At 74.1% G+C, this 22176-nt stretch carries 17 protein-coding genes; 7 read left to right on the forward strand and 10 right to left on the reverse strand.

Annotated elements, in window-relative coordinates; genetic code table 11:
• Nucleotides 1-117 precede the first annotated feature (117 nt).
• Both ACF1ED_RS15210 and ACF1ED_RS15215 read left to right on the forward strand, forming a co-directional pair.
• Nucleotides 118-2088: a helix-turn-helix domain-containing protein gene (locus ACF1ED_RS15210; protein WP_391760418.1), complete on the forward strand. Its 1971-nt coding sequence runs from the start codon at nucleotides 118-120 to the stop codon at nucleotides 2086-2088.
• Between the two features lie 126 nt (nucleotides 2089-2214).
• Nucleotides 2215-3951, forward strand: coding sequence for a fibronectin type III domain-containing protein (locus ACF1ED_RS15215; RefSeq protein WP_391760420.1), 1737 nt, complete (start codon nucleotides 2215-2217; stop codon nucleotides 3949-3951).
• A 15-nt stretch (nucleotides 3952-3966) separates the two neighbouring features.
• Here ACF1ED_RS15215 and ACF1ED_RS15220 read toward each other — a convergent pair whose 3' ends face one another.
• The 7 genes from ACF1ED_RS15220 to ACF1ED_RS15250 form a co-directional block, all read right to left on the reverse strand.
• Nucleotides 3967-5457, reverse strand: coding sequence for a hypothetical protein (locus ACF1ED_RS15220; protein WP_391760422.1), 1491 nt, complete (start codon nucleotides 5455-5457; stop codon nucleotides 3967-3969).
• Between the two features lie 40 nt (nucleotides 5458-5497).
• Complete coding sequence (locus ACF1ED_RS15225; RefSeq protein WP_391760424.1) at nucleotides 5498-5905, reverse strand: type II toxin-antitoxin system PemK/MazF family toxin; 408 nt, start codon at nucleotides 5903-5905, stop codon at nucleotides 5498-5500.
• Between the two features lie 100 nt (nucleotides 5906-6005).
• The gene (locus tag ACF1ED_RS15230) at nucleotides 6006-6350 is read right to left on the reverse strand and encodes a hypothetical protein (protein ID WP_391760426.1); all 345 of its coding nucleotides are present in this window, start codon (nucleotides 6348-6350) and stop codon (nucleotides 6006-6008) included.
• 175 nt (nucleotides 6351-6525) lie between these two features.
• The gene (locus ACF1ED_RS15235) at nucleotides 6526-8919 is read right to left on the reverse strand and encodes a beta-glucosidase (RefSeq protein WP_391760428.1); all 2394 of its coding nucleotides are present in this window, start codon (nucleotides 8917-8919) and stop codon (nucleotides 6526-6528) included.
• Nucleotides 8916-9734 (reverse strand): carbohydrate ABC transporter permease, encoded by an 819-nt coding sequence (locus tag ACF1ED_RS15240; protein ID WP_391760430.1) that lies wholly within the window; start codon nucleotides 9732-9734, stop codon nucleotides 8916-8918. Before ACF1ED_RS15240 ends, ACF1ED_RS15235 begins: the two co-directional genes overlap by 4 nt.
• Nucleotides 9734-10681 carry a carbohydrate ABC transporter permease gene (locus ACF1ED_RS15245; protein WP_391760432.1) on the reverse strand — a complete coding sequence of 316 codons (948 nt, stop codon included), beginning with the start codon at nucleotides 10679-10681 and terminating at the stop codon, nucleotides 9734-9736. Before ACF1ED_RS15245 ends, ACF1ED_RS15240 begins: the two co-directional genes overlap by 1 nt.
• 17 nt (nucleotides 10682-10698) lie before the next feature.
• Complete coding sequence (locus ACF1ED_RS15250; RefSeq protein WP_391760434.1) at nucleotides 10699-12003, reverse strand: ABC transporter substrate-binding protein; 1305 nt, start codon at nucleotides 12001-12003, stop codon at nucleotides 10699-10701.
• A 153-nt stretch (nucleotides 12004-12156) separates the two neighbouring features.
• Here ACF1ED_RS15250 and ACF1ED_RS15255 point away from each other — a divergent pair, with 153 nt between their 5' ends.
• From ACF1ED_RS15255 to ACF1ED_RS15265, 3 genes are all read left to right on the forward strand, one after another.
• On the forward strand, nucleotides 12157-13278 hold the full coding sequence (locus tag ACF1ED_RS15255) for a LacI family DNA-binding transcriptional regulator (protein WP_391760436.1): 1122 nt from the start codon (nucleotides 12157-12159) through the stop codon (nucleotides 13276-13278).
• Nucleotides 13279-13760: 482 nt separating this feature from the next.
• Nucleotides 13761-16205, forward strand: a complete 2445-nt coding sequence (locus ACF1ED_RS15260) for a SpoIIE family protein phosphatase (protein WP_391760438.1) — start codon at nucleotides 13761-13763, stop codon at nucleotides 16203-16205.
• Nucleotides 16206-16427: 222 nt separating this feature from the next.
• Entirely contained in the window at nucleotides 16428-17234 is an 807-nt protein-coding gene (locus tag ACF1ED_RS15265) for a nucleotidyltransferase domain-containing protein (protein WP_391760440.1), read from the forward strand.
• A gap of 358 nt (nucleotides 17235-17592) precedes the next feature.
• On the opposite strand, the gene ACF1ED_RS15270 is transcribed toward ACF1ED_RS15265, so the two are convergent.
• On the reverse strand, nucleotides 17593-18132 hold the full coding sequence (locus tag ACF1ED_RS15270) for an ATP-binding protein (RefSeq protein WP_391760442.1): 540 nt from the start codon (nucleotides 18130-18132) through the stop codon (nucleotides 17593-17595).
• Nucleotides 18133-18683: 551 nt separating this feature from the next.
• On the reverse strand, nucleotides 18684-19952 hold the full coding sequence (locus ACF1ED_RS15275; RefSeq protein ID WP_391760734.1) for an NAD(P)/FAD-dependent oxidoreductase: 1269 nt from the start codon (nucleotides 19950-19952) through the stop codon (nucleotides 18684-18686).
• A 255-nt stretch (nucleotides 19953-20207) separates the two neighbouring features.
• On the opposite strand from ACF1ED_RS15275, the gene ACF1ED_RS15280 reads away from it, so the two are divergent.
• The gene (locus ACF1ED_RS15280; protein WP_391760444.1) at nucleotides 20208-20603 is read left to right on the forward strand and encodes a helix-turn-helix domain-containing protein; all 396 of its coding nucleotides are present in this window, start codon (nucleotides 20208-20210) and stop codon (nucleotides 20601-20603) included.
• 10 nt (nucleotides 20604-20613) lie between these two features.
• A complete protein-coding gene (locus tag ACF1ED_RS15285) occupies nucleotides 20614-21171 on the forward strand; it encodes a hypothetical protein (protein WP_391760446.1) in 558 nt (185 codons plus the stop codon).
• Here the strand turns inward: ACF1ED_RS15285 and ACF1ED_RS15290 are convergent.
• Complete coding sequence (locus ACF1ED_RS15290) at nucleotides 21135-22118, reverse strand: SigB/SigF/SigG family RNA polymerase sigma factor (RefSeq protein WP_391760448.1); 984 nt, start codon at nucleotides 22116-22118, stop codon at nucleotides 21135-21137. The genes ACF1ED_RS15285 and ACF1ED_RS15290 overlap by 37 nt on opposite strands.
• Nucleotides 22119-22176 lie beyond the last annotated feature (58 nt).

The raw sequence follows: 22176 nt of genomic DNA on the forward strand, positions 1-22176 counted from the left end.
GGCGTCCGGCGCACGCGCCGGCCGCGCGGACCGCTCCCGGCCGCCGTCATCACGAGCTGATGACGGCGGCCGGACGCGTCGTCCCCGCACCACCCGCACCCCCCGCCAGGAGGCCCCATGACCGCCGGCCGTCGCGCCGACACCCGCAGACCGTCGCCCACCGAGGCCGCCGCGCGCCGCGTGCTCGACCTCCTGGCCGCCGGCGCCCCCGGCGAGGAGCTCGCCGCGCAGCCCGCCCGGGCCAGGGCCGCGGGCGCCTCCCCGGACGAGGTCGCCTGGATCGAGGAGACCTGCGGGACCGCGCTGGCGGTGCGGCGGGTGCTCGACCAGTACCGGCGCCGGGAGGCGGAGCTCGTCGCGCTGTACGACACCGCCGGGGACCTGGCCGGACTGCGGGACCTCGACGCCGTCCTCCGCGCCATCGTCCGGCGGGCCCGTACGCTGCTCGGCTCGGACGTCGCCTATCTGACGCTGAACGACCCCGCCGCCCACGACACGTTCATGCGGGTCACCGAGGGATCCGTCTCGGCGGCCTTCCAGCAGCTCCGCCTCGGGATGGGGGAGGGCCTGGGCGGCCTGGTCGCGCAGACCGCCCGCCCGTACGCGAGCACGGACTACCGCACCGACCACCGCTACCGGCACACCGGGACCATCGACGACGGCGTCGCGGAGGAAGGGCTGCGCGGCATCCTCGGCGTCCCCCTCCGGCTGGGAGGGGAGATCATCGGCGTCCTGTTCGCGGCCGACCGCACCCCGCGCGAGTTCACCCCCGACGCCATCGCGCTCCTCGCCTCGCTCGCCGACCACGCCGCCGTCGCCATCGACAGCGCCCGCCGGCTGGACGAGACCCGCACCGCCCTCGCCCGGCTCGAAGCCGCCAACGCGACCGCCCGCGCCCACAGCGAGGCACTCCACCAGGCGTCCGACGCCCACGACCGGCTCTCCCGGCTGGTGCTGCGCGGCGCCGGGACCGACGAGGTCGCCGCCGAGATCGCGGCACTGCTGGGCGGGGGAGTGGCCGTCCACGACACCGACGGCAGCGAACTCGCCCGCGTCGGCACCGGACCGGTGACGCCCTCCGCCGCCAACCTGGCGGCCGCGCACACGGAGGGCCGCGCGGTCCGCGCCGACGGCGTCTGGACCTGCGCCGTCCTCGCCGGCGCCGAACCCCTCGGCAGCATCGTGCTGACCGGCCGCGGCGACCTGCCCGAGGCGGACCGGCGCCTGTTCGAACGGTCGGCGCTCGTCACGGCGATGCTGCTGCTGATCCGCCGCTCGGTCGCCGAGACCGAGGACCGGGTACGCGGCGAACTCCTCGACGACCTGCTCGCGGGCCCCGCCGCCTCGGCCCACTGGGACCCGGACAGCCTCGCCCTGCGCGCCCGGCGCCTCGGCGTCGACCTCGCCCGCCCCCACGCCGTCGCCGTCGTCGACTGCGAACCCGCCCTGCGCGCCCGGCTCGCCGCCGAGGCCGCCCGCGTGGTGCGCGGCCTCGGCGGACTCGCGGGCACCCGCCAGGGCCGTACCGTCCTGCTCGTGCCGTGCGACCGGACCCGTGCCCTCGCCCGTGACCTCGCCGCCGGCCTCGCCCGGGGCATCGGCGCACCCGTCACCGTGGGCACGGCCGGCCCCGGCACCGCCCCCGACCGCCACGCGGCCCTCCACGCCGAGGCGCTCCGGTGCCTCACCGCGCTCCACGCCCTCGGCCGCACCGGGGAGGGCGCCGACGTCGCCGCCCTCGGCTTCATCGGCGTCCTGCTCGGCGACCGCGCGGACGTCGCCGCCTACGTGGACCGCGTCCTCGGCCCCGTCCTCGCCTACGACACCGAGCGCGGCACCGAACTCGTCCGCACCCTGCACGCCTACCACGACCAGGGAGCGAGCCTCGCCCGCGCCAAGGACGCCCTCCACGTCCACGTCAACACGGTCGTACAGCGCCTCGACCGCGTCGCCCGGCTCCTCGGCCCCGACTGGAACACCCCCGACAGCGCCCTGGAGATCCACCTCGCCCTCCGACTCCACCAGCTGTCCCGCACCACCCCCGGGACGCCCGCCCCGGCACCGGAGGCGACCGGCCGGACGGCCTGATCCCTCCGCTTCTATGGCAAGGCGCGACACAACCCGGGCGGTGGAAGTGGTGGGACGACATGTGGGCCGCGATCCCCGTCGTTCACCAGGATGTCGCCATCTCTCACCCCCCGTCTGGAGATGCGCATGAAGATCAGGAAGTTCCTCGTCGCCGCCCTCGCGGCCGTCGGCATCGCCGCCACGACGGCCGGTGGCGCGACGGCCGCCGTCCCGGCTCCGACCGCCGGGTCGCTGCGGCAGTACGACATCAGCGCGACGTACGTGAGCGGGCTTTCGTCCGGCGGGTTCATGGCCAACCAGATGCACGTCGCGTACTCCGACGTCCTCGACGGCGCCGGCATCTTCTCGGCGGGCCCCTACGACTGCGCGCAGAACAACCTCAACACGGCCCTGTACGGGTGCATGGACACCTTCATGGCCCGCAAGACCCCAGCCCAGCTGGAGCAGTTGACCCGCGACCGGGCCACGGCCGGGAAGGTCGACCCGGTCGCGAACCTGTCCGGGGACAAGGTGTGGCTGTTCCACGGCACCAACGACAGCACGGTCAAGGCACCGGTGAACGACGACCTCGCCACCTACTACCGCGACTTCGGCGCGGACGTCGTCTACGACAACACGTCCGCCTCCGGCCACGCCTGGGTCAGCCCGATCGGCCCCAACGCCTGCACCTCCACCAGCTCGCCGTACGTCAACAACTGCGGCGGCGACCCGGTCGAGGAGATGCTCACCCACCTGCTCGGCGGCGTGAACCCCGCGAGCTCCTCCGCCCTCACCGGCCAGCTGGTCCGGTTCGACCAGAGCGCGTACACGCCCGGCGGCAGCCCGAGCGCCATCAGCATGGGCGACGAGGGCTTCGCCTACGTCCCCCGGTCCTGCCAGAGCGGCGCCTCCTGCAAGCTGATGGTCACCCTCCACGGCTGCTACCAGTACTTCGGCCTGGTCGGCAACGCCCTCATGGACAAGGCCTACCTCAACGAGTACGCCGACACCAACGACCTCGTCGTGCTCTACCCGCAGGCCACCACCATGACCGGCAACCCGCGCGGCTGCTGGGACTGGTGGGGCTACAAGTCCGCCGACTACGCCCAGAAGAGCGGCCCGCAGATGACGGCCGTGATGAACATGGCCAAGGCGCTCGGCGCCGGTGCCACGACCACCACCCCGGCCCTGCCCGCGCCGGCCGGCCTGACCGCCACCACCACGGCCGGCACCGCCGCGCTCACCTGGAACGCGGTCCCGGGCGCGGCTTCCTACCACGTCTACCGAGACGGCACCAGGGTCAACTCCGCGCCGGTCACCGCCGCCGCCTACACCGACTCGGGACTGACCGCCGGCACGACGTACGCCTACGCCGTGGCCGCCGTCGACGCCTCCGGCACCGTCGGCACCAGGTCCGGCGCGGTGCACGCCACCACCACCGGCACCCCGGCCACGCTCCCCGCCCCGACCGGCCTCACGGTCACCGGCACGACCTCCACCGGCGCCTCGCTGTCCTGGAACGCGGTCCCGGGCGCGGCCTCGTACGCCGTCTACCGTGACGGCACGAAGGTGAACGGCGCTCCGGTCACCGCCGCCACCTACACGGACAGCGGGCTGACCGCCGCCACGGCCTACTCCTACGCCGTGGCCGCCGTCGACGCCTCCGGCACGGTCGGCGCCAGGAGCACGGCCGTCACCGCCACCACCGCCCCCGCCGAGGCGTGCGTGACCGCCAGCAACTACGCCCACACCACGGCCGGCCGCGCCCACCAGTCCGGCGGCTACGCCTACGCCAACGGCTCCGGCCAGAACCTCGGCCTGTGGAACGTCTTCGCCACCAGCACCATCAAGCAGACCTCCCCCGGCTACTGGGTCACCTGCTGACCCCGGCCCGCCCCGTCACGCGGGGGCGGCCCCGCCCAGGCAGTCGTCGAGGAGCGCGTGCATGCGGGCGACGGGGAGCGACGGATTGGCCGCGGCGCCCTCCGCGGTGTCCGGGGCGGCGAGGAGGACCTCCAGGGCCTCCGGCGCCAGCCCCGGGTTGGCGGCGGCCGCCCGGCGCACCGACGGGTCGGGGTCCGTCACCGGAGGGTCGGACAGGGCGGGATCGCCCGCGGCCACGGCCCGCACCTGCGGATCCGGATGGCCGATGAGGTGGGCCGTGCCGGTGCGGGGGAAGGCGGGCAGGGTCAGCAGGTGCGGGCGGTGGACGGGGTGGGCGACGAAGACGTCCAGGAGGAGGCGCGGCGGAGCCAGGGGGTGGTGGCAGGCGAGGCGGATCCGCACCTCCTCGTCCTCGTCCCGCGCGAGGGTCGCGGCGAGTGCGGCGGGCAGGCCGGGCCAGCTCGCGGCGACCTGCCGGAGCAGCGGCTCCCCGGACCCGGCGCAGGCGGCGAACCACTCGTCGGGAGGCTGGGGGACGTAGTCGGTGATCGGACAGGTGCAGTCCCGGCCGTGGCCGACGATCCTGTTCATCACGTCGTGTTCGGCCCAGGTGCGGGAGAAGGGCTGGATCCGCGCGCGCTCCCGCACCCCTTCGTGCGGGTCCTCCCTCAACTCCGCGACCAGCTCGGGCGCCAGGTCAGGGCGGGTGGCGACCATCGCGCGGAACCTCGCCGCGGGATGGCGGGCGAGCCGGGCGACCGCGTAGCCGGGGGCGTGGCGGTTCTCGGCCAGGGCCGTCAGCAGCAGGTCGTCCGAGAAGCACCGCTCGACCATCGCCGGCGTCAGCGCGCACCCGCCGTACACGAAGCCCCACCCGCGCGCCTCGTAGGACGGCGCACGGGCCTCCACCTCTTCCGGGTCCAGCACCCAGGCGTGCTCCCGCGCCGACCGGCGGACGGTGGGGTCGGGGTCGTCGAGCAGCTTCGCCCGCTGCTCCGGGGTGAGCAGCCCCCACCCCCAGGTGGCCTGTATCCGGAGCTCGGGGTGCTCGCGGTCGGCCAGGGAGTGGCGGAACGACAGGGAGACCTGGCCGGACCCGTCGAGCCCCGAGGCGATCTCGTTCGCCGTGACCCGGCCGTCCTCGCCGCCGTCCTCGGCGGTCAGCAGGGTCACGAGGACCTCGTCCGGGAGCGGCCGGACCCGTCGGGGGGACCGGGGGCGGGGGCCGTCGGCGAGCCAGGCGCGGACGATTCCCGACGGGTCCTGGGCCAACGGGACGAGCGCCCGCGGGTCGACGTGGTGGTTGCGGGCGAGGGCGCCGCGGATGGCGCGGTCCGGATGGCGCAGGGCCGCGTCGAGCGCGGCGCCGGGCAGGTCGCGCCCCTGGCACATGGCCGGGCCGGTCTCACCGGCCGCCCGGTCCATCAGGCGTATCAGGACGTCGGAGGGCGCCGCCGGGTTGAAGGCGACGCCGCGCAGCCACAGCGGGCGGAGAGACGCGGACATCGCGTCATCCTGTCACCTCGGGGGAGGTGGTCTCGGCAGGTCACCCGTCGACCGCTCCGGAACGGAGGGCCGCCTTCATCGCCTCGAACCCGGCGGCCGTCATCGGCGTCCACTCCCTCGGCCGCGCGGCGCGCCGGAGGGCCGCCTCCACGGCGTCGAGCTTGGCGGAGGACAGCGCGCCGGCCCGCTCGATGAGGTCGTCGCGGGTCAGGGTGGCCGTCCAGGTGCACGGGGTGGAGCCCGGGTGGGGGAAGGCCCATCGCAGCACGCCGTCGAAGGGCAGTCCTTCGGAGGGGCCCACGGGCACTTCGACGCCGAGGCCGGCCAGGTCGATTCCCGCCGGAGGGACGACCTGCATGGCCCGGAAGCCGGACGGCTCCTCGTCCGAGAGCAGCACGACCGGCCGCCGCTCGTCGAACACGGCCCACCAGACTTCACCGCGACGCATGGGTCCTCCTGGCAGGGGCTGGGGGCGAACGCCGGCCGAAAGGCCCCAGCGTAGCCCCGCGGGCGGCGGCCGGTCCGGGATCGGCCGCCGCCCGCGTCCGTCAGGAGAAGACGACCGACCGGACGAGGAGCCGGTCCGAGGCGCCGCCGCCCGGACGGATGCTGTAGAAGGCGTCCCCCGAGCAGTCGGCCTCCAGGAAGACCACCGCCGTCGCGTCCGTGCGGTTCTTCGGGGCGTAGGCGGGCGAGCCGGGCTCGGAGCCCGGTCCCTGGATGTTGACGCAGGTGCCGCTCTCGGGGTTGTTGAGGAAGCCGACCGCCTCGTAGCCGTCGGACGTCCGGTACGTGTAGCGGAACTGGCCCTCGGCGGCGGACGCCGGTCCGGGGGCGGTGACGAGGAGGAGGGCGGCGCCGGTGGCGGCGGCGAGGGCGGAGCGAAGACGCATGGGGTTCCTTGTTCGCACGGGTGGGCAGTACGTGCGAGCGCTGCCCCTCGCGGCGGCGGGGCAGTCCCGCTGTCACCCGTACGGCCGTCGCGGAATCGTTTTGTCCGCCCTCGAACGGCGGGAACGGCTCGGGCCCGCCCGTGGGACGAGGGCGGGCCCGAGCCGTTCGGTCAGGTCAGGCGGTGGCCTCCGTCGGACGGGACGCGAAGGCCGCGTGCAGGTGGCGGGTGTGGTCCGGGGTGCGGACCGGGCCGGTGAGGGTGACCCGGGCGGTCAGGCGGGGGTCCGTGCTGGAGGCGGACAGCCTGAGCTCCAGCTCGCCGGGTTCGACGCGGCGGACGCCGTCGCGGCCGGTGAAGGAGGCGAGGTCGGCGGGGACGGTGACCTGGAGGCGGCTGCTCTCGCCGGGGGCGAGGTCCAGCCGGTGGTAGCCGATCAGGCGCTGGACGGGCTGGACCACGGAGGCCACCGGGTCGTGGAGGTAGAGCTGGACGAGTTCCGTGCCGGCGCGGGCGCCGGTGTTGCGGACCGTGAGGGCCAGGGTGAACGCCCCGTCCGTGGGCGCCGACTCGTCGGCGACGGTCAGGTCCGTCCACGCGAACGTGGTGTACGTCAGCCCGTGGCCGAAGCCGTAGGCCGGCGTGGGGTCGATGCTGGAGACCTCGCTCGCCTGCCCCAGGCGGGCGGCCAGGTAGGTGGACGGCTGGGCGCCGCGGTGGCGGGGCACGCTGACGGGCAGCCGGCCGCTCGGGTTCGTCCGCCCGCTGAGGACCGACGCGACGGCGGCGGTGCCGGCCTCGCCGGGGAAGAACGCCTGGAGGATCGCGGCGCTCTCGCCGGCCGCCCGGCCGAGCGCGTACGGGCGTCCGGCCAGGAGCGTCGTCACGACCGGCGTGCCGGTGTCGAGGAGGGCGTCGAGGAGCTGTTGCTGGACGCCGGGGAGGGCGAGGGACTCCGCGTCGCAGCCCTCGCCGCTGGTGCCCCGGCCGAAGAGGCCGGCGCGGTCGCCGAGCGCGGCGATCACGAGGTCGGCGCCGCGGGCCAGGGCGACGGCCCCGGCGATGCCCGACGCGTCGGGGTCGTCCACGCCGCAGCCGGTGGCCGTGACCAGTTCCGCGTCCGGGAACTCGGCCCACAGCGCGTCGCGCAGCGTCGGCAGGCCGATGCCGAGGGGGACGTCCGGGTGCTGTCCGCCGACGTGGACGGGGAAGGAGTAGCAGCCGAGGACCGCCGTGGGGCTGTCGGCGTTGGGGCCTATCAGCGCGATCCGGCGGGGGGTGCCCGGGTCGAGGGGGAGGATGCCGTCGTTGCGCAGGAGGACGACCGCCCGCTCGGCGACCCGGGCGGCCAGCTCCCGGTTCGCGGCCGGGTCGAGGTCGATGGTGCCGCGGAGCGTCTCGGGGTCCGCGGCGGGGCCGACGCCTTCGAGGGCGGCGGGCACGGGGGACCAGCCGGGGTCGAGGAGGCCGAGCTCGACCTTCTGGGTGAGCACTCTGCGTACCGCGCGGTCCACGAGGTCCAAGGTGACCTCGCCCTTCTCGACGGCTTCGAGGAGCGGGGCGCCGAAGGTCTTCACGGTGGGCAGCTCGACGTCGACGCCGGCGGTCAGCGCGGCCGCGGCGGCTTCGCCGAAGGTGCCGGCCACGCCGTGCAGGGTCTTCAGGAAGGCGATGCCGAAGTAGTCGGCGACGACGGTGCCGGTGAAGCCCCAGGTGTCGCGGAGCAGCCCGGTGAGCAGGTCCGCGTCGGCGGCGGAGGGGACGCCGTCGGTGTCGGTGTAGGCGTGCATCACCGACCGGACGCCGCTCTCGCGGACCGCCATCTCGAACGGCGGCAGGATCACGTCCGCGAGCTCGCGGCGGCCCATGCCGACCGGCGCGAGGTTGCGGCCCGCCCGGGAGGCGGAGTAGCCCGCGAAGTGCTTGAGGGTGGCGACGATCCCCGCGGACTCCAGGCCCTGGACGTAGGCGGTGGCGAGGGTGCCGACGAGGTACGGGTCCTCGCCGATGGTCTCCTCGACGCGCCCCCAGCGGGCGTCGCGGACGACGTCGAGGACCGGGGCCAGGCCCTGGTGGACGCCGACGGCCCGCATGTCCCGGCCGATGGCCGCCGCCATCTCGCGGATCAGGCCGGGGTGGAAGGTCGCTCCCCAGGAGAGGGGGACCGGATAGGCGGTGGCCCCCCAGGCGGCGAAGCCGGCCAGGCACTCCTCGTGGGCCACGGCGGGGATGCCGAAACGGTTGGCGGCGGCGATCCGCCGCTGGGTCCGCAGGAGGGAGAGGGCGCCGACGGCGGGGTCGACGGGGACGGTGCCGAAGGGGCGGGTGAGCTGCCCGAGGCCGTCGGGGAGGAGCGCGTCGAGGTCGACCGCCTCCTCCATGTCGTGCTGGTGCGGGGCGACTTCGGCGCCCTCGTCGGACGCGCCGACCCAGATGCCGAAGAGCTGGGCGATCTTCTCCCGGAGCGTCATCGCCCCGAGCAGGGCGTCGACGCGCGCCTCGGTGCCGAGTCGGGGGTCGTTCCAGGCGGGGAGCGGGGACTGGGGCTCTGTTGCCACGGTGGCGGTCACTTTCCTCCGACCCCCATCAGACCCTGCACCAGGGCACGACGGGCGAACAGATAGACGAGCAGGATGGGGAGCATGGACAGGACGACGGCCGCGAGGAGGCCGGGGATGTCGACGCCGTGCTCGGTCTGGAAGTCGTACAGGCCCATGGTGATGACCTTGTTCTCCGAGGACTGGGTGAGCACGAGCGGGAACAGGAAGCCGTTCCACGCCTGGAGCGAGGAGAAGACGACGATCGTCGACAGGCCGCTCTTCGACAGGGGCAGCACCAGGTCGCGGAAGATCCTCCGGGGGGAGGCGCCGTCGACGGTCATCGCCTCGTACAGCTCGGGGGTGATGTCCCGCATGACGCCGGAGAGGATGAGGGTGCAGACGGGCATGGCGAAGGCGGCGGTCGGCAGGATGACGCCGAGCAGGTTGTCGTACAGGCCGGCCTCGTTGATGAGGTAGAACATCGGCACGATCACGGCCTGGGACGGGATGGCCAGGCCGAGCAGGAAGAGCCGGAAGACCCTTCCGGTGGCCTTGCCGTCGCTGCGGACGATGGCGTACGCGAGCGGCGGGACGAGGACCAGGATGATGGCCACGACGGCGACGGTGACGACGACGGTGTTGAGGAAGTACTGCGCGAAGCCGTCGTTGAGGTCGTTGACGTAGTTGTCGAGGGTGAGGTTCTTCGGCAGGCCGAGCGGCCCGTTGGCCGCGTAGTCGGCCCTGCTCTGGAAGGTGGCGACCAGCATCACGTACAGCGGCAGGCCGACGACGAACAGCCAGACGAGGGAGCCGAATCCGGCGAGGTAGTGGGGGCGCTTCCGCATCAGACGCCCTCCATGGTGCTGCGCATCTTGTCGTAGCCGCTCAGTTTCACCATGACGAGGGAGACGAGGGTGGCGACGAGGACGAGGAGGAGCGCGATCGCGGAGGCGGCTCCGAAGTCGAAGCTCTTGAAGGCCTTCTGGTACATGTAGTAGGCGCTGTTCGTGGTGTCGGTGCCGGGCCCGCCCTGGGTGAGGATCAGCACGGTGTCGAAGGTCGTGAGTCCGCCGACCACCATCAGGATCGTCGAGGTGATGACGGTGTTGCGCAGCTGCGGCAGGGTGATGTGGAAGAACTGGCGGTAGCGGCCGGCGCCGTCGATCTGCGCGGCCTGGTACAGCACCTGGGGGATGGCCCGGGCGGCACCCTGGTAGAGCAGGGTGTGCAGGGGCGTGAACTGCCACGTGCTGACGAAGACCAGGACGCCGAGGGCACTGGACTGCACGCCGAAGAGGTTGCCGTCGCCGAACAGCCACGTCGCCTGGGAGGGGACGCCGAAGTTGGGGTCGAGCACGGCTCGCCACAGGACGGACACGGCGGTGATGGAGAGCAGCAGCGGGACGAAGTAGATCGCGGAGAGGACGGCCCGGTTGCGCTGGTGGCCGGCGGCCCACACGCCGAGCAGGATGCTGATCGGGGTCTGGACGGCGACGCCGAGGACGGTGAGGAGCAGGCTCAGCCAGAGGCTCTTGACCATCACGGGGTCGTCGAGCAGCTTGCTCCAGTTCTCCAGACCGGCGAACTCGGGGGAGCCGAGGCCGTTCCAGCGGGTGAAGGAGAGCACGACGACCAGGGCGAGGGGGACGAGGGCGAACAGGCCGAAGAAGACGGCGGCGGGCGCCGCCCAGGCGAAGCCCGGGCGGCCCACCCCGGTGCCGGGGCGATTCGGCCGCCTCCGGGTCCCGGGCTTCTCGACGCTGTCCACGGCGGGGGCTGTGGCAGTGGTCATGTCAGACGTTCCGGTGGTCAGGCCGCGGGCAGGCTCTGCATGGCGGCGATGAAGGCGTCGGTGTCCATCTGTCCGTTGAAGAACTGCTGGACGGCCTGGTGGATCGTGGTCGTGGCGGCCGGAGGGAACGCCTGGTCCCAGGAGAGCTGGAAGGCGGGCGCCTTCTTCACCAGGTCGTACTGGAAGGCGGAGTAGGCGGGGTTCGCCGAGGTGTCCAGGAACTTCTCGGTGTTGGTCGTGGTCGGCAGGTTGCCGACCGAGAGCTGGGCCTTGACGAACTCGTCGGAGTACATGAGCTTCAGGAACTCGGCGACGGCCTCGGGGTGCTTGGTGGTCTTCACCACCGAGTAGAAGTTGTTGGTGTTGCCGGCGACGTTGGCCGGGTCGCCCTTGCCGCCCTCGACGGTCGGGAAGGCGCCGTAGCCGAGGTCGTTCTTCACGAAGTCCGGGTGGGCGTCCTGGAGGGTGGAGTACTCCCACGAGCCCATGAGCTCGAACGCGGCCTTGCCGGTGGCGAGGAGGGCCGGGGAGCCGCCGTCGGTGAACTTCACCGAGTCGTAGTTGCTGCCGAAGGCGCCGGCGTCGATCAGCTCCTTGAGCTTGCCCAGTGCCTTCTTGCTGTCCTCGCTCGCCCACGCCTCCTTGTCGCCGCCGACGGCCTTCTGGAAGAGCTCGGGGCCGGCCACCCGGTCGTAGAGGTACTGGAACCACATCTGGGTCGGCCACTTGTCGCCGCCGCCCAGGGCGATCGGGGTGACGCCCTTGGCCTTGAGGGTCTTGACGGCGGCCAGCAGCTCGTCCCAGGTGCGCGGGGCGCTCAGGCCCGCGTCCTTCAGCACCTTGTCGTTGCTGAACAGCAGGACGGGCTGGGTGCCGCGCATGGGGACGCCGTACGGCTTGCCGTCGACGACCGCGGTGTTGAAGACCGACGGCAGGAAGGAGGACTTGAGCTCCGGGGTCTTGGCGATGAAGTCGTCGAGTGGCATCAGCAGGCCGGCGTCGACGTAGGGCTTGATGCTGCCGCCGCCCCAGTTGAAGAACACGTCCGGCGCCTGCTTGCCGCTGATGATCGTCTGCAGCTTCGACTGGTAGTCGGCGCCGGGGATGGTGTCGAGGACCGCCTTGACCTTCGAGGTCTTGTTGAAGGTGTCGACGAGCTGCTTCTCCACCTTGTTCGTCGCGTCGCCGTAGACCAGCACGTGGATCGTGTCGGAGTCGCCGGAGGCGTCACCGGGGCCGCCGCAGGCGGCGAGGGAGAGGGTCATGGCGAGCGAGGCCCCACCGACGGCAGCGGTTCTCAGCAGCTGTACGGGTCGCTTCATCGGCTCTCACCTTTCGAAAGAGTTTCGGTGATGTTTCCGAAACTTCATGCCCGGGACGGTAGGGTTGTCGTCGTGAAGCGGTCAACCCTCCGGGGGTGCGTTACCAAAGCGTGACCAATCTGGAGGTCCGAAGGCGTGCCTTATGCTGCTCGGATGCGAGATGACGAGGACACGCGGCGGATCACGCTGGCGGAAGTCGCCCAGGAAGCCGGCGTATCGCTTTCGACAGTTTCGAAAGTCCTCAACGGCCGGCAGGACGTCTCGCCCGTCACCCGCGGCAAGGTGGAGCGCCTGCTGGAGGCGCACTCCTACCGGCGGACCACCCGGGCGGCCGGCGAGGCACCGCTGATCGAGCTCGTCTTCCACGAGCTCGACAGCGTGTGGTCGATGGAGCTGATCCGAGGGGTGGAGAACCTCGCCAAGGCGCACCAGGCGAGCGTCGTCCTGACGGAGAGCGGCACCCGCCACGCCCCGGCCGCCGACTGGATCGAGGGAGTGCTCCAGCGCAGGCCCATCGGCGTGGTCCTGGTGTTCTCCTCCCTCCCCGACGCCGTCAAGCGCCAACTCGGCGCGCGGTCCATCCCCTTCGTCATCGTCGACCCGGCCGGCGACCCCGAACCGGACGTGCCGTCCGTCGGCTCGGCGAACTGGTCCGGCGGCGTCGCCGCGACCCGCCACCTCGTCGACCTCGGCCACCGCCGCATCGGCATCATCACCGGACCCGAGGACATGCTCTGTTCCCTGGCCCGCCTCGACGGCTACCGCTCGGCCCTGAACATGGCCGGCATCGCCCCCGACGCCGCGCTCGTCCGCTACGGCGACTTCCACGTCGAAGGCGGCTATCGGCACGCCATGGAACTCCTCCGCGCCCCCGACCGGCCCACCGCGATCTTCGCGGGCAGCGACCTCCAGGCCCTCGGCGTCCTCGAAGCGGCCCGGGTCTGCGGCCTGCGCGTGCCCGAGGACCTCTCCGTCGTCGGATACGACGACGTGATGATCGCCCGCTGGTCGAGCCCCGCCCTCACCACGGTCCACCAGCCGCTGCGCGCGATGGGCGAGGAAGCGGTCCAGATGCTGCTCCGGCTGCGCGCCGGGGAGCCCTCGGTGACCCGCCTCGAACTCGCCACCAGCCTCGTCGTCAGGAACAGCACGGCACCGCCGTCGAGGGGGACGGGCGCGGGGACGGAGCAGGGGGAGACCGGGACGGAGCAGAGGGGGACGGGGGCGGAGACGGGCGCCGAGCGGTCGCGGCCCGCGACGCCCGGCCTCCGCTGAGGTCCGCCCGCGTCCGGTCGCGGCGCGGTTCCGACAGCCCGTGACCGGGGGCGGAGCCGCCGGGCTCTCCGCCGCCGGAGCCGCCGAGGATGCCGAGGATGCCGAAGCCGTCGAGGACGCCGAAGCCCTGCGAAAGAGTTTCGGCTCCCCTCTCGCAGCAGTTCCGGGCGGCACGAATCAGCCCTCTGCGGGGCTGGAATCGGGGCAGGGCCAGAGCCGGGGGCAGGTCGGGGCCGGGGGGCGGAACCGGGGCGGAACCGGGGTGGGGCCGGTAGCGAGGCCAGGGCCGAAGGCGGGGGCCAGGGCCGGGGCCGGGACCCGGAGGCCGCGACTTCCCGGAGCAGGATCACCACGTCCGTCCGAGCGGGAACGGAGGGCCTGAGGGAGACTGGACGCAGGCGGGCCACAGCGGACAGGGCCGTCATCGCACAGGGCCGGCCGTCCGCAGGGCTCGGCCCCCGGAATCCCCGTGGAGGACCGCGATGGCGCTCTCCGGCTCCGCCTCCCCGCCCCGCGACCCCTCCGGCGCGCCCGAAGCCGTCACGGCCACGGCCGACGAGCACGGCATCGTCACCGGATGGAGCGAGGGCGCCACGCGCCTGCTCGGCTACCGCCGCGAAGACGTCGTGGGACGGCCCCTCCGCGAGCTGCTCGCCGACGACGCGCAGGCGATCGGGGAGCGGGTGGCCGGCCGGCGGACCTGGAGGGGGCCGGTCACCGCCCGCCACCAGGACGGCCACCGGGTCACGGGCGAACTGATCGCGCACCGCCGCCTGGTGCCGGACGGAACCGACTGGCTCCTCGTCTGGGGCGGCGCCCAGGAGCCGCTCGCCTCACCGGACGGCCTGCCCGTCGAGTGGTGCTTCGCCCAGGCGCCCTGCATCATCGCGGTCTTCGACGCGAACCTGCGGTACGTCCACGCCAACGCCGAGGAGGAGCGGGCCGTCGGCCTCTCGGAGGCGCAGCTCCGCGGACTGCGCGTGACGCAGGCGGTCCCGGACCCGGAGTGCGAGAGGATCGAGCGGGCCATGCGCCGCGCGATGGAGACCGGCGAGCGCCAGTACCTCGAGATCCACCTGCGCGTCGCGGGCGCGCGGCGCGCGCACGCGTGGACGGTCCACCTCGCCCCGCTGACCGACCCGGACGGTCGCGCGTGCGGAGTGGGCCTCGCGGCACAGGACACCACCGAGCAGGACGAGGCCCGGCGGCGCCTGCTGCTCCTCAACGAAGCGGGCACGCGCATCGGCACCAGCCTCGACATGGCCCACACGGCCCGACAACTCGTCGAACTGGCCGTTCCCCGGCTCGCCGACGCCGCCGTGGTGGACCTCCTCCCCGCCCTCGGCGCGGCGACGGAGCCGCCCCGCACCCCGCTCGCCGACCCGGTCGCCCTCCGCCGCGTCGCCCGGGAACCCGCCCTCCAGGACGCGGCCGGCGCCCCGGAGGAGCCGGTCGACGCCTTCCTGCCCGTCGAGTGGCTGACGGTGCGGGAACCGACCGTGTACCGGCCGGACGACCCCGTCCTCGCCCGGTGGGCGCGGTACGACCCCCAGGCCGCCCGGCTCGTCGGGGAGGGCGCCCACGAGGTGATGGCGGTGCCGCTGCGGGCCCGAGGGACCACCCTCGGCACGGCCCTCTTCCTCCGCCGCGGCCCCTCCGCCCCCTTCGTACGGGAAGACCTGCTGCTCGCCGGAGAACTCGTCGCGCGCACGGCCGTCTCCGTCGACAACGCCCGCTGCTACGCCCGCGAACGCGCGATCGCCGTGACCCTGCAGCGCAGCCTGATGCCCCGGCGGCTGCCCGACCGGACGGCGGTCGAGGTGGCCTCGCACTACCTGCCCGCCACCGCCCGGGCGGGGGTGGGCGGAGACTGGTTCGACGTCATCCCCCTCTCCGGCGCCCGGGTCGCCCTGGCCATCGGGGACGTGGTGGGCCACGGGCTCCAGGCCTCCGCCGCCATGGGCCGGCTCCGCACCGCCGTACGCACCCTGGCCGACATGGACCTGCCGCCCGACGAACTGCTCACCCACGTCGACGACCTCATCGTGCGCCTGGCCACGGAGGAACCCGGCGACGGGACCCACGTCCACGGCGAGATCGGCGCCACCTGCCTCTACGCCGTCTACGACCCGGTCTCCCGCGCCTGCACCCTCGCGAGCGCGGGACACCCGCCGCCCGCGCTGCTCCGGACGGACGGCACGGTGGAGTTCCTCGACCTGCTCGCGGGGCCTCCCCTCGGCCTGGGCAGCCTGCCGTTCGAGGCGACCGAGATCGAACTCCCCGAGGGCTCCCTGCTGGCGCTGTACACCGACGGCCTGATCGAACGCCGCGACCGCGACTTCGGGAAGGGACTGGAGACGCTGCGGCACGTCCTCGCCCGGCCCGCCGACTCCCTCCAGGACGTCTGCGACGCCACGGTCCACGCGATGCGCCCCTCCCGCCAGGACGACGACGCCGCGCTCCTCCTCGCGCGCACCCGCGTCCTGCCGCCCGGCCGCGTCGCCACCTGGGACGTACCGCCCGACCCGACCGCCGTGGCGCCGGCCCGCCGCGATGTCCGCGACCAGCTGACCGCCTGGGGCCTGGAGGAGCTCTCCTTCGTCACCGAGCTGATCGCCAGCGAGCTCGTCACCAACGCGATCCGCTACGGCCGGCCGCCCGTCCGGCTCCGGCTCATCCTCGACCGCACCCTCATCTGCGAGGTCACCGACAGCAGCGGCGCGGCCCCCCGCCTCAGGCGCGCCAGGACCTTCGACGAAGGCGGACGGGGCCTCCTCCTCGTCGCCCAGCTCACCCGGCGCTGGGGGACCCGTTACGCCCGGGGCAAGACCATCTGGGCGGAGCAGGACCTCCCCGACGGCCCGCCGGCCCCCGACGGGCCGCCACCCGGGGACACGGCCGTGACCGAGCCGCCCCCGGCGGCTTGACGGCCCCCTCGCCCGCGTCCGGTACGACGAGGGGAACGCCGCCGCGCTCGGCGCCACCGAGAAGGCCCCGGCCGCCCGGCCGCGCCGCTACGACCCCGCCGCTACCGACCGCACGGAGCGCCTGAGTATCCGAGCGCCGGCCGGAGCCGGCACGGCTCGGCACGCCCCCGGGACCCCGAAACCCGTTCGCGCGCGGAGGGGGCGGTGCGGCAGGGTTCCGTCATGACCGGTGAAGGGCTGGACGACGACGGATTCATCGCCCGGGAGGGCTCCCTGAGCCGCGTCCCGGAGGAGTTCACGCCCGTGGTGGCCGCCGCACGCGCGCTGATCGCCGAGACCTTCGACGACGACCGGCTGCACAGTGCCTACCTGTACGGCAGCGTCCCCCGCGGCACCGCGGTCCCCGGCGTGTCCGACCTCGACCTGCTGCTCGCCCTGCGCCAGGAGCCGACCCGCGCCGACCGCGCGGACGCCGACGCGCTCGAAGCCGCGCTCGACGCCTCGTCCGGGCAGATCGACGGCGTCGGCGTCCTCCTCTTCGGCACGGGCACGCTGCTGAGCGAACTCGAACGCCACGACCTCGGGTGGTTCGTCGCCTGCCTGTGCACCCCGCTGCTCGGTGACGACCTCGCCGCCGCCCTGCCCCGCTACCGCCCCACACCCCTGCTGGCCCGCGAGACCAACGGGGACCTCGCCCTGGCCCTGCCGCGCTGGCGCGAGCAGTACGCCGCGGCCTTCACGGACGCCCGGCGCAGGACGCTCAGCCGCGCCGTCGCCCGCCGCATCGTCCGCAGCGGCTTCACCCTGGTGATGCCCCGCTGGGGCGGCTGGACCAGCGACCTCACCCGATCCGCCGAGGTGTTCGCCCGCTACTACCCCGAACACGCCGCGCGGATGCGCCTGGCCGCGGCCACCGCCCGCACCCCGACGGCCGACCCGGCGGTCCTCGGCATGCTGATCGATGAACTCGGCCCCTGGCTGGCGGCGGAGTACACGGCCGTCCACGGACACAAGACGCCCCGGACCTGACACCCGCCCCTGGCGCGACCGGCTTCCCGAAGGGGCCCGCGCCGCCGACCGCACCGCCGGATACGGGTGGGCCACCGCTCTCGCCCCGGCCCGCCTTCCTCGCCCGGCCGTGTCGCACCGGTTCCGGCCGGAGCGGTTCCCCTCCGGGGGGCGTCACCGTCACCCGAGGCCGCCCGGAGGCCTTGGTCCGGTGAGGGCGCCAGGACGGCGGCCGCCCCGGTGCCGGCGAGTGGAGGTTCCGGCCGGGCTTCGGTCTCGTGCGCGGTCATGACCGCGGATCCCAGCCCGTGCCACCCGGACCGGCCCGGCGCGGCGCGACCGTCCGGAGCGGACGACTCGCCGTCCACGGGAAGGTCGTTCATGTCGTTCCCGGCGCCGTGGGCAGCGCCTCCGCGATCCGGAGGGCGGCTTGTGCGGGGGTGAGGTGCGTGGTGTCGACGACCTCCGCCTCGGCGTGCAGCCATGTGCGGGCGGCCTCGGCGTAGGGCTCGAGGTGGCGGAGGCGGAAGGGGGAGTCGGGGCCGATGACGGTGTCGCCCGCGATGCGCCCGCGGAGGGTGTCCTGGTCGGCGTGGAGGACGAAGTGCCGGACCGGAATGGCGTGCCGGGCGAGGCCCGAACTGATCTCGCGCCAGTACGGCTCGACCAGGACGGTCATGGGCACCACCAGGGTGCCACCGGTGTAGTCGAGGACGCGCCGGGCGGTCTCGACCACGAGGGGCCGCCACGGCGGCCAGTGCTGGAAGTTGTCCGTGGCGGGCAGACCCGGCGTGATGTCCATGAGCGTCTCGCCCACCTTCTCGGCGTCGAACACCCGTGAGTCCGGGATCAGTCGCTGTACGAGCGCGCTGGTCGTCGTCTTGCCGGCGCCGTGGGTGCCGTTGAGCCATACGATCATGGGACTCGACGCTAGCGTCACGCGGCCCGGGGGAACAGGCCCGGCGGAGGGGCCGCTCCGCTTCCGAGGCTCCGGGGCCGGGGGCGGGGGCGGGGGCGGGGCCGGGTGGTCGTCGCGCGGCCCGAGGCGGCCGGGACCGGCCACCGGCTTGTCCGGAGACGAGTGGCGGAGCCGGACCGCCGGGGCGTGCGGGACCGCCGGTCCGTCCGCCTGGGTCCGCGCGTCGCGTTCCGCGCGCCGTTGGGCGCGCTCCTCGAACTCCTCGGAGGCGATCGGCCCCCAGCGGTCGGTGACTCCGTCGGCGTGGACGAAGAGGTCGGTGGGGGAGCGTCGGCCGTCGCGGAGGGAGACGTGCCGCCGGGTGGCGGGTGCCCGGACGCCGTCCACGGCGCGACGGGCGATCCGTCCGCCGGCCGTCCCGCGACGGGAGCGCGGGCGCCGCGCCAGCCGCCTCACGCGCGCGGATCGGCGGGCGGACCGGGACCGTCCGGCGAAGCGGTGGACGCGTGAGGACGTCAGGTGACCGGCGGACGAGCACGCGGTGTCCGTCGTCAGCCGGTCTCGCTCCCGGTGGGCGCGACGGGCTGGAGGGGTTCGGCCGCGGGCCGCGTCCGCGGGCTCGGGGAAGCCGTCGTCGCGGCGGCCGGTTCCGGCGCGGTGGTCAGACGGTGCTTGAGCTTGGGCAGGCCGAAGGTGGGGTGGGAGGTGCTCCACAGCGCCATCCGGAGGATGCCCGCCTTGAACCGTGCGGCGTTCCGCCCGCCCAGGTACTTCGGACGGGCCCGCGCGGCGTGGTCGACCGGCTGCAGGATCCCGTCGCTCCGCCCGAGGCTGATGTGGTTGCCGACGTACGCCAGGCCGGTGTGCGTGACCTCGCGGCCGGTCAGGCGCGCCACGATCGCGGTCGTGGCCTGCCGGCCGGTGAAGCCGGCCGAGGCGCAGGACATCGGCAGGGGAAGGCCGTTGTCCCCGAGGACGTGGGCGCTGTCGCCGACCGCGTAGACGTTCGGGTGCGAGACGGAGCGCATGGTGCGGTCGACGACGACACGGCCGTCGTCCGCGACCTCCAGCCCGGCGGCGGAGGCGATCGGGGAGACCGCGAACCCGGCCGCCCACACGGTCGCGTCGGACGGCAGGACGGTGCCGTCCGCACACCGCACCCCCGCCGCTTCGACGGCCACGGCCTCGGTGTCTTCCAGCACGCCGACGCCCAGCCGGTCACAGGCTCGCCGCAGGTGGTCGCGGGCTCCGGCCGAGAGCGGGCTGCCCAGCGTGCCCCGCGCGACCAGCGTCACCGACAGGCCGGGCCGGGACTCGGCGATCTCGGTGGCGGTCTCGATCCCGGTCAGGCCGTCGCCGACGACGCACACCCGGCCGCCCCCGCCCCGTGCCTCCAGACCGTCCAGACGTTCGCGCAGCCGCAGCGCGGAGGGGCGCCCGGCGACGTCGAAGGCGTGCTCGGCCGCGCCCGGGACGCCGTGGTCGGCGCCGTGACTGCCGAGGGCGTAGACGAGCGTGTCGTAGCCGACCGAGCCGCCGCCGCCGGCTTCGGTCACCTCGACGACCCGGCGCCCGGGGTCGACGGCGGTGACCCGGGCCAGACGCAGCCGGACCCCGGTTCCGGTGAAGACGTCGGTGAGCTGCGGGGCGTCGATGTCCTGGCCGGCCGCGAGCTGGTGCAGCCGCAGCCGCTGGACGAAGTCCGGCTCGGCGTTGACGACGGTGATCTCGGCGTCCTCCGGGGACAACCGGCGGGCCAGGGTCCCGGCCACGTAGGCCCCGGCATAACCGGCGCCGAGGACGACGACGCGGTGCTTCATGACGCTCCCGTGGGACATTGCTTCCTCCTGTGCCTCGATGCGTTCGCCCTCAAGACACCGCGCCCCCGGCGGCTGTGACAGGAAGTGACGCAGGTCACTGCGGTTACCGCGGCCTCCATGGCGGGGCGGCGGTGGGAGGACCCTCTGTCGTACGGCCACACCGTCTTCGATGCATGCGAATTTCGTATACCTGATGTTAATTCGGTATGCGTGTTGGGTGCGGAAGAGGTTCTCAGGCTGACGGCGGCAGCGCTCATGTCACGGGCGGGGGAGCGGCAGGGGGACCTGGCCACCGCGATCGGGCTTTCCCGGGCGCAGGTGTCGCGCAAGCAGAGCGGCGCGGCGCACTGGTCCCTGGACGACGTCGACCTGCTCGCCGCCCACTACGGCCTTCCCGTCCTCGGCCTGCTCGCGGGGCCGACCCGTGCCGTGGCCTTCCTGCACGGCGCCGCGGCCCCGCCGCGGCCCCAGGAGACCGCCCCGCCCGGCCCCGGCGCGGCGGCACATGCGCCCGCCCCCGAGGACGCGCCGGATCTCGCGGCCGCTCTTTCGCCGGCTGGTGTGCCGGATGCTCCGGCCCTGCCCTTGGGGTCCCGCGTGCTGTGCGGGCAGGAAGCCGTCGAGGAGGTCGACGGCTTCCCCAGCACTTGAGCGCGGAGGCGTGCGCCGCCCCCGCGACCGCCGCCCCCGCGCCCGTGGTCCCCACGGAACCGGCACCGTCCACTCCTCCGGCATCGCCTCGCCCGTCACCTCCAGGCGCGGCCTCACCGCCCGGCTGCGCTACCTCGACGGCAACGCCGGCCGCGCGGCGCTCCAGGACCAGGGCGTCACGCCGCGCACCGTCCGCGCCTGGATGAGGGCCAAGAACACGATCACCCCGACGCAGGCGAGCCGGGAGAAGATCGACGCCGCCTACGGGCACCGCCGCCGCGACGACCTCATCCGCTCGGGCTCGCTCGCCCGCCACCTCGACAACGACGGCCGCGGCAGCAGCATGGAGATCTACCCCGTCGACACGACCCTGACGGCCCCCGAGCACCTCCGCCCGGGCATCAGCCGACGCACCATCACCGTCCGCTGCATCTGGGGCGACCTCGTCGACGCCCGGGCCCGCAAGGACGCCGTCACCGTCGACGAGATCTGGGACGACGTCATCACGGACCCCGGCTCCGACTACAACGCCTACGCCTCCGTCTCCTCCGTGGGCATCAGCGCCTGACACCCCCGCCGGTGGTGGCGCGGACCGCCCGCCGAGCCCGTCTCGTCCGCGTCGCTCGCGTGGTCCGGCTCATCGGTCAGCAGGCCCGTGCGGAGTTCGCCGAGGATGTGGGTGAGGATGCGGGAGACGTGCATCTGGGAGAGGCCGACGCGACGGCCGATCTCGGCCTGGGTGAGGTCCTGGCCGAAGCGGAGGGAGAGGATCTGCCGTTCGCGGGGGCCGAGGCGGTCGATCAGCGGCCCGAGGGACGTCAGGTCGTCGATGAGTTCGTAGGCGGGTTCGGTGACGGCGGTGCGGTGGCCGTCGGCGCCCCGGGGGGACTCGGTGTCGTCGTCGCCGACGGGCGCGTCGAGCGAGCGGGCGGTGTAGGCGTTGGCGGCGAGTTCCGCCTCGGCGACCTCGGCTTCCGTGAGGTGGAGCCGGTCGGCCAGCTCCGAACGGCTCGGCCGGTGGCCCGTGTCCTGTTCGAGGGCGTCGGAGACCTTGGCGACCTCGATGCGGAGTTCCTGCATGCGACGGGGGACGTGGACGTCCCAGCCGGTGTCGCGGAAGAAGCGCTTCATCTCCCCGACCACGGTGGGCAGCGCGAAACTGGAGAAGTCGACCCCGCGACCGGGGTCGAAGCGGTCGATCGCCTTGATCAGCCCGATGGTGCCCACCTGGAGGATGTCCTCGGTCGGTTCGGGGCGGCCCCGGAAGCGCCGGGCGGCGAACTTCACCAGGCTGAGGTTCAGCTCGACCAGCGTGTTGCGGACGTACGCGTGCTCCGCGGTCCCCTCGGCCAGGTGCCGCAGCCGCGCGAAGAGCGATACGGACAGCGTGCGGGCGTCGTCCGTCGACGCGGAGGTCGGGTCCGTGGGCTCCTGAAGCCCGCCCAGGGCCCGCCGCCGGACGGCGGCCGCGGTGCGCGGGCGGCGCGTGGGGGTGGGGCGTGCTGATCGGCCCATGGCGATGAGTCTCCTTCGGCTGTCCGGTGGACGGATGTCGGCCCGGAGAGGGGCGGGT

It is taken from the genome of Streptomyces sp. NPDC014656, assembly GCF_043084305.1.
Lineage (GTDB): Bacteria > Actinomycetota > Actinomycetes > Streptomycetales > Streptomycetaceae > Streptomyces.

Coding starts and splice junctions, on each gene's coding strand:
- ACF1ED_RS15210 (WP_391760418.1), top strand. CDS start 118: ATGACCGCCGGCCGTCGCGCCGACACCCGCAGACCGTCGCCCACCGAG.
- ACF1ED_RS15215 (WP_391760420.1), top strand. CDS start 2,215: ATGAAGATCAGGAAGTTCCTCGTCGCCGCCCTCGCGGCCGTCGGCATC.
- ACF1ED_RS15220 (WP_391760422.1), bottom strand. CDS start 5,457: ATGTCCGCGTCTCTCCGCCCGCTGTGGCTGCGCGGCGTCGCCTTCAAC.
- ACF1ED_RS15225 (WP_391760424.1), bottom strand. CDS start 5,905: ATGCGTCGCGGTGAAGTCTGGTGGGCCGTGTTCGACGAGCGGCGGCCG.
- ACF1ED_RS15230 (WP_391760426.1), bottom strand. CDS start 6,350: ATGCGTCTTCGCTCCGCCCTCGCCGCCGCCACCGGCGCCGCCCTCCTC.
- ACF1ED_RS15240 (WP_391760430.1), bottom strand. CDS start 9,734: ATGCGGAAGCGCCCCCACTACCTCGCCGGATTCGGCTCCCTCGTCTGG.
- ACF1ED_RS15245 (WP_391760432.1), bottom strand. CDS start 10,681: ATGACCACTGCCACAGCCCCCGCCGTGGACAGCGTCGAGAAGCCCGGG.
- ACF1ED_RS15250 (WP_391760434.1), bottom strand. CDS start 12,003: ATGAAGCGACCCGTACAGCTGCTGAGAACCGCTGCCGTCGGTGGGGCC.
- ACF1ED_RS15255 (WP_391760436.1), top strand. CDS start 12,157: ATGCGAGATGACGAGGACACGCGGCGGATCACGCTGGCGGAAGTCGCC.
- ACF1ED_RS15260 (WP_391760438.1), top strand. CDS start 13,761: ATGGCGCTCTCCGGCTCCGCCTCCCCGCCCCGCGACCCCTCCGGCGCG.
- ACF1ED_RS15265 (WP_391760440.1), top strand. CDS start 16,428: ATGACCGGTGAAGGGCTGGACGACGACGGATTCATCGCCCGGGAGGGC.
- ACF1ED_RS15270 (WP_391760442.1), bottom strand. CDS start 18,132: ATGATCGTATGGCTCAACGGCACCCACGGCGCCGGCAAGACGACGACC.
- ACF1ED_RS15275 (WP_391760734.1), bottom strand. CDS start 19,952: ATGAAGCACCGCGTCGTCGTCCTCGGCGCCGGTTATGCCGGGGCCTAC.
- ACF1ED_RS15280 (WP_391760444.1), top strand. CDS start 20,208: ATGTCACGGGCGGGGGAGCGGCAGGGGGACCTGGCCACCGCGATCGGG.
- ACF1ED_RS15290 (WP_391760448.1), bottom strand. CDS start 22,118: ATGGGCCGATCAGCACGCCCCACCCCCACGCGCCGCCCGCGCACCGCG.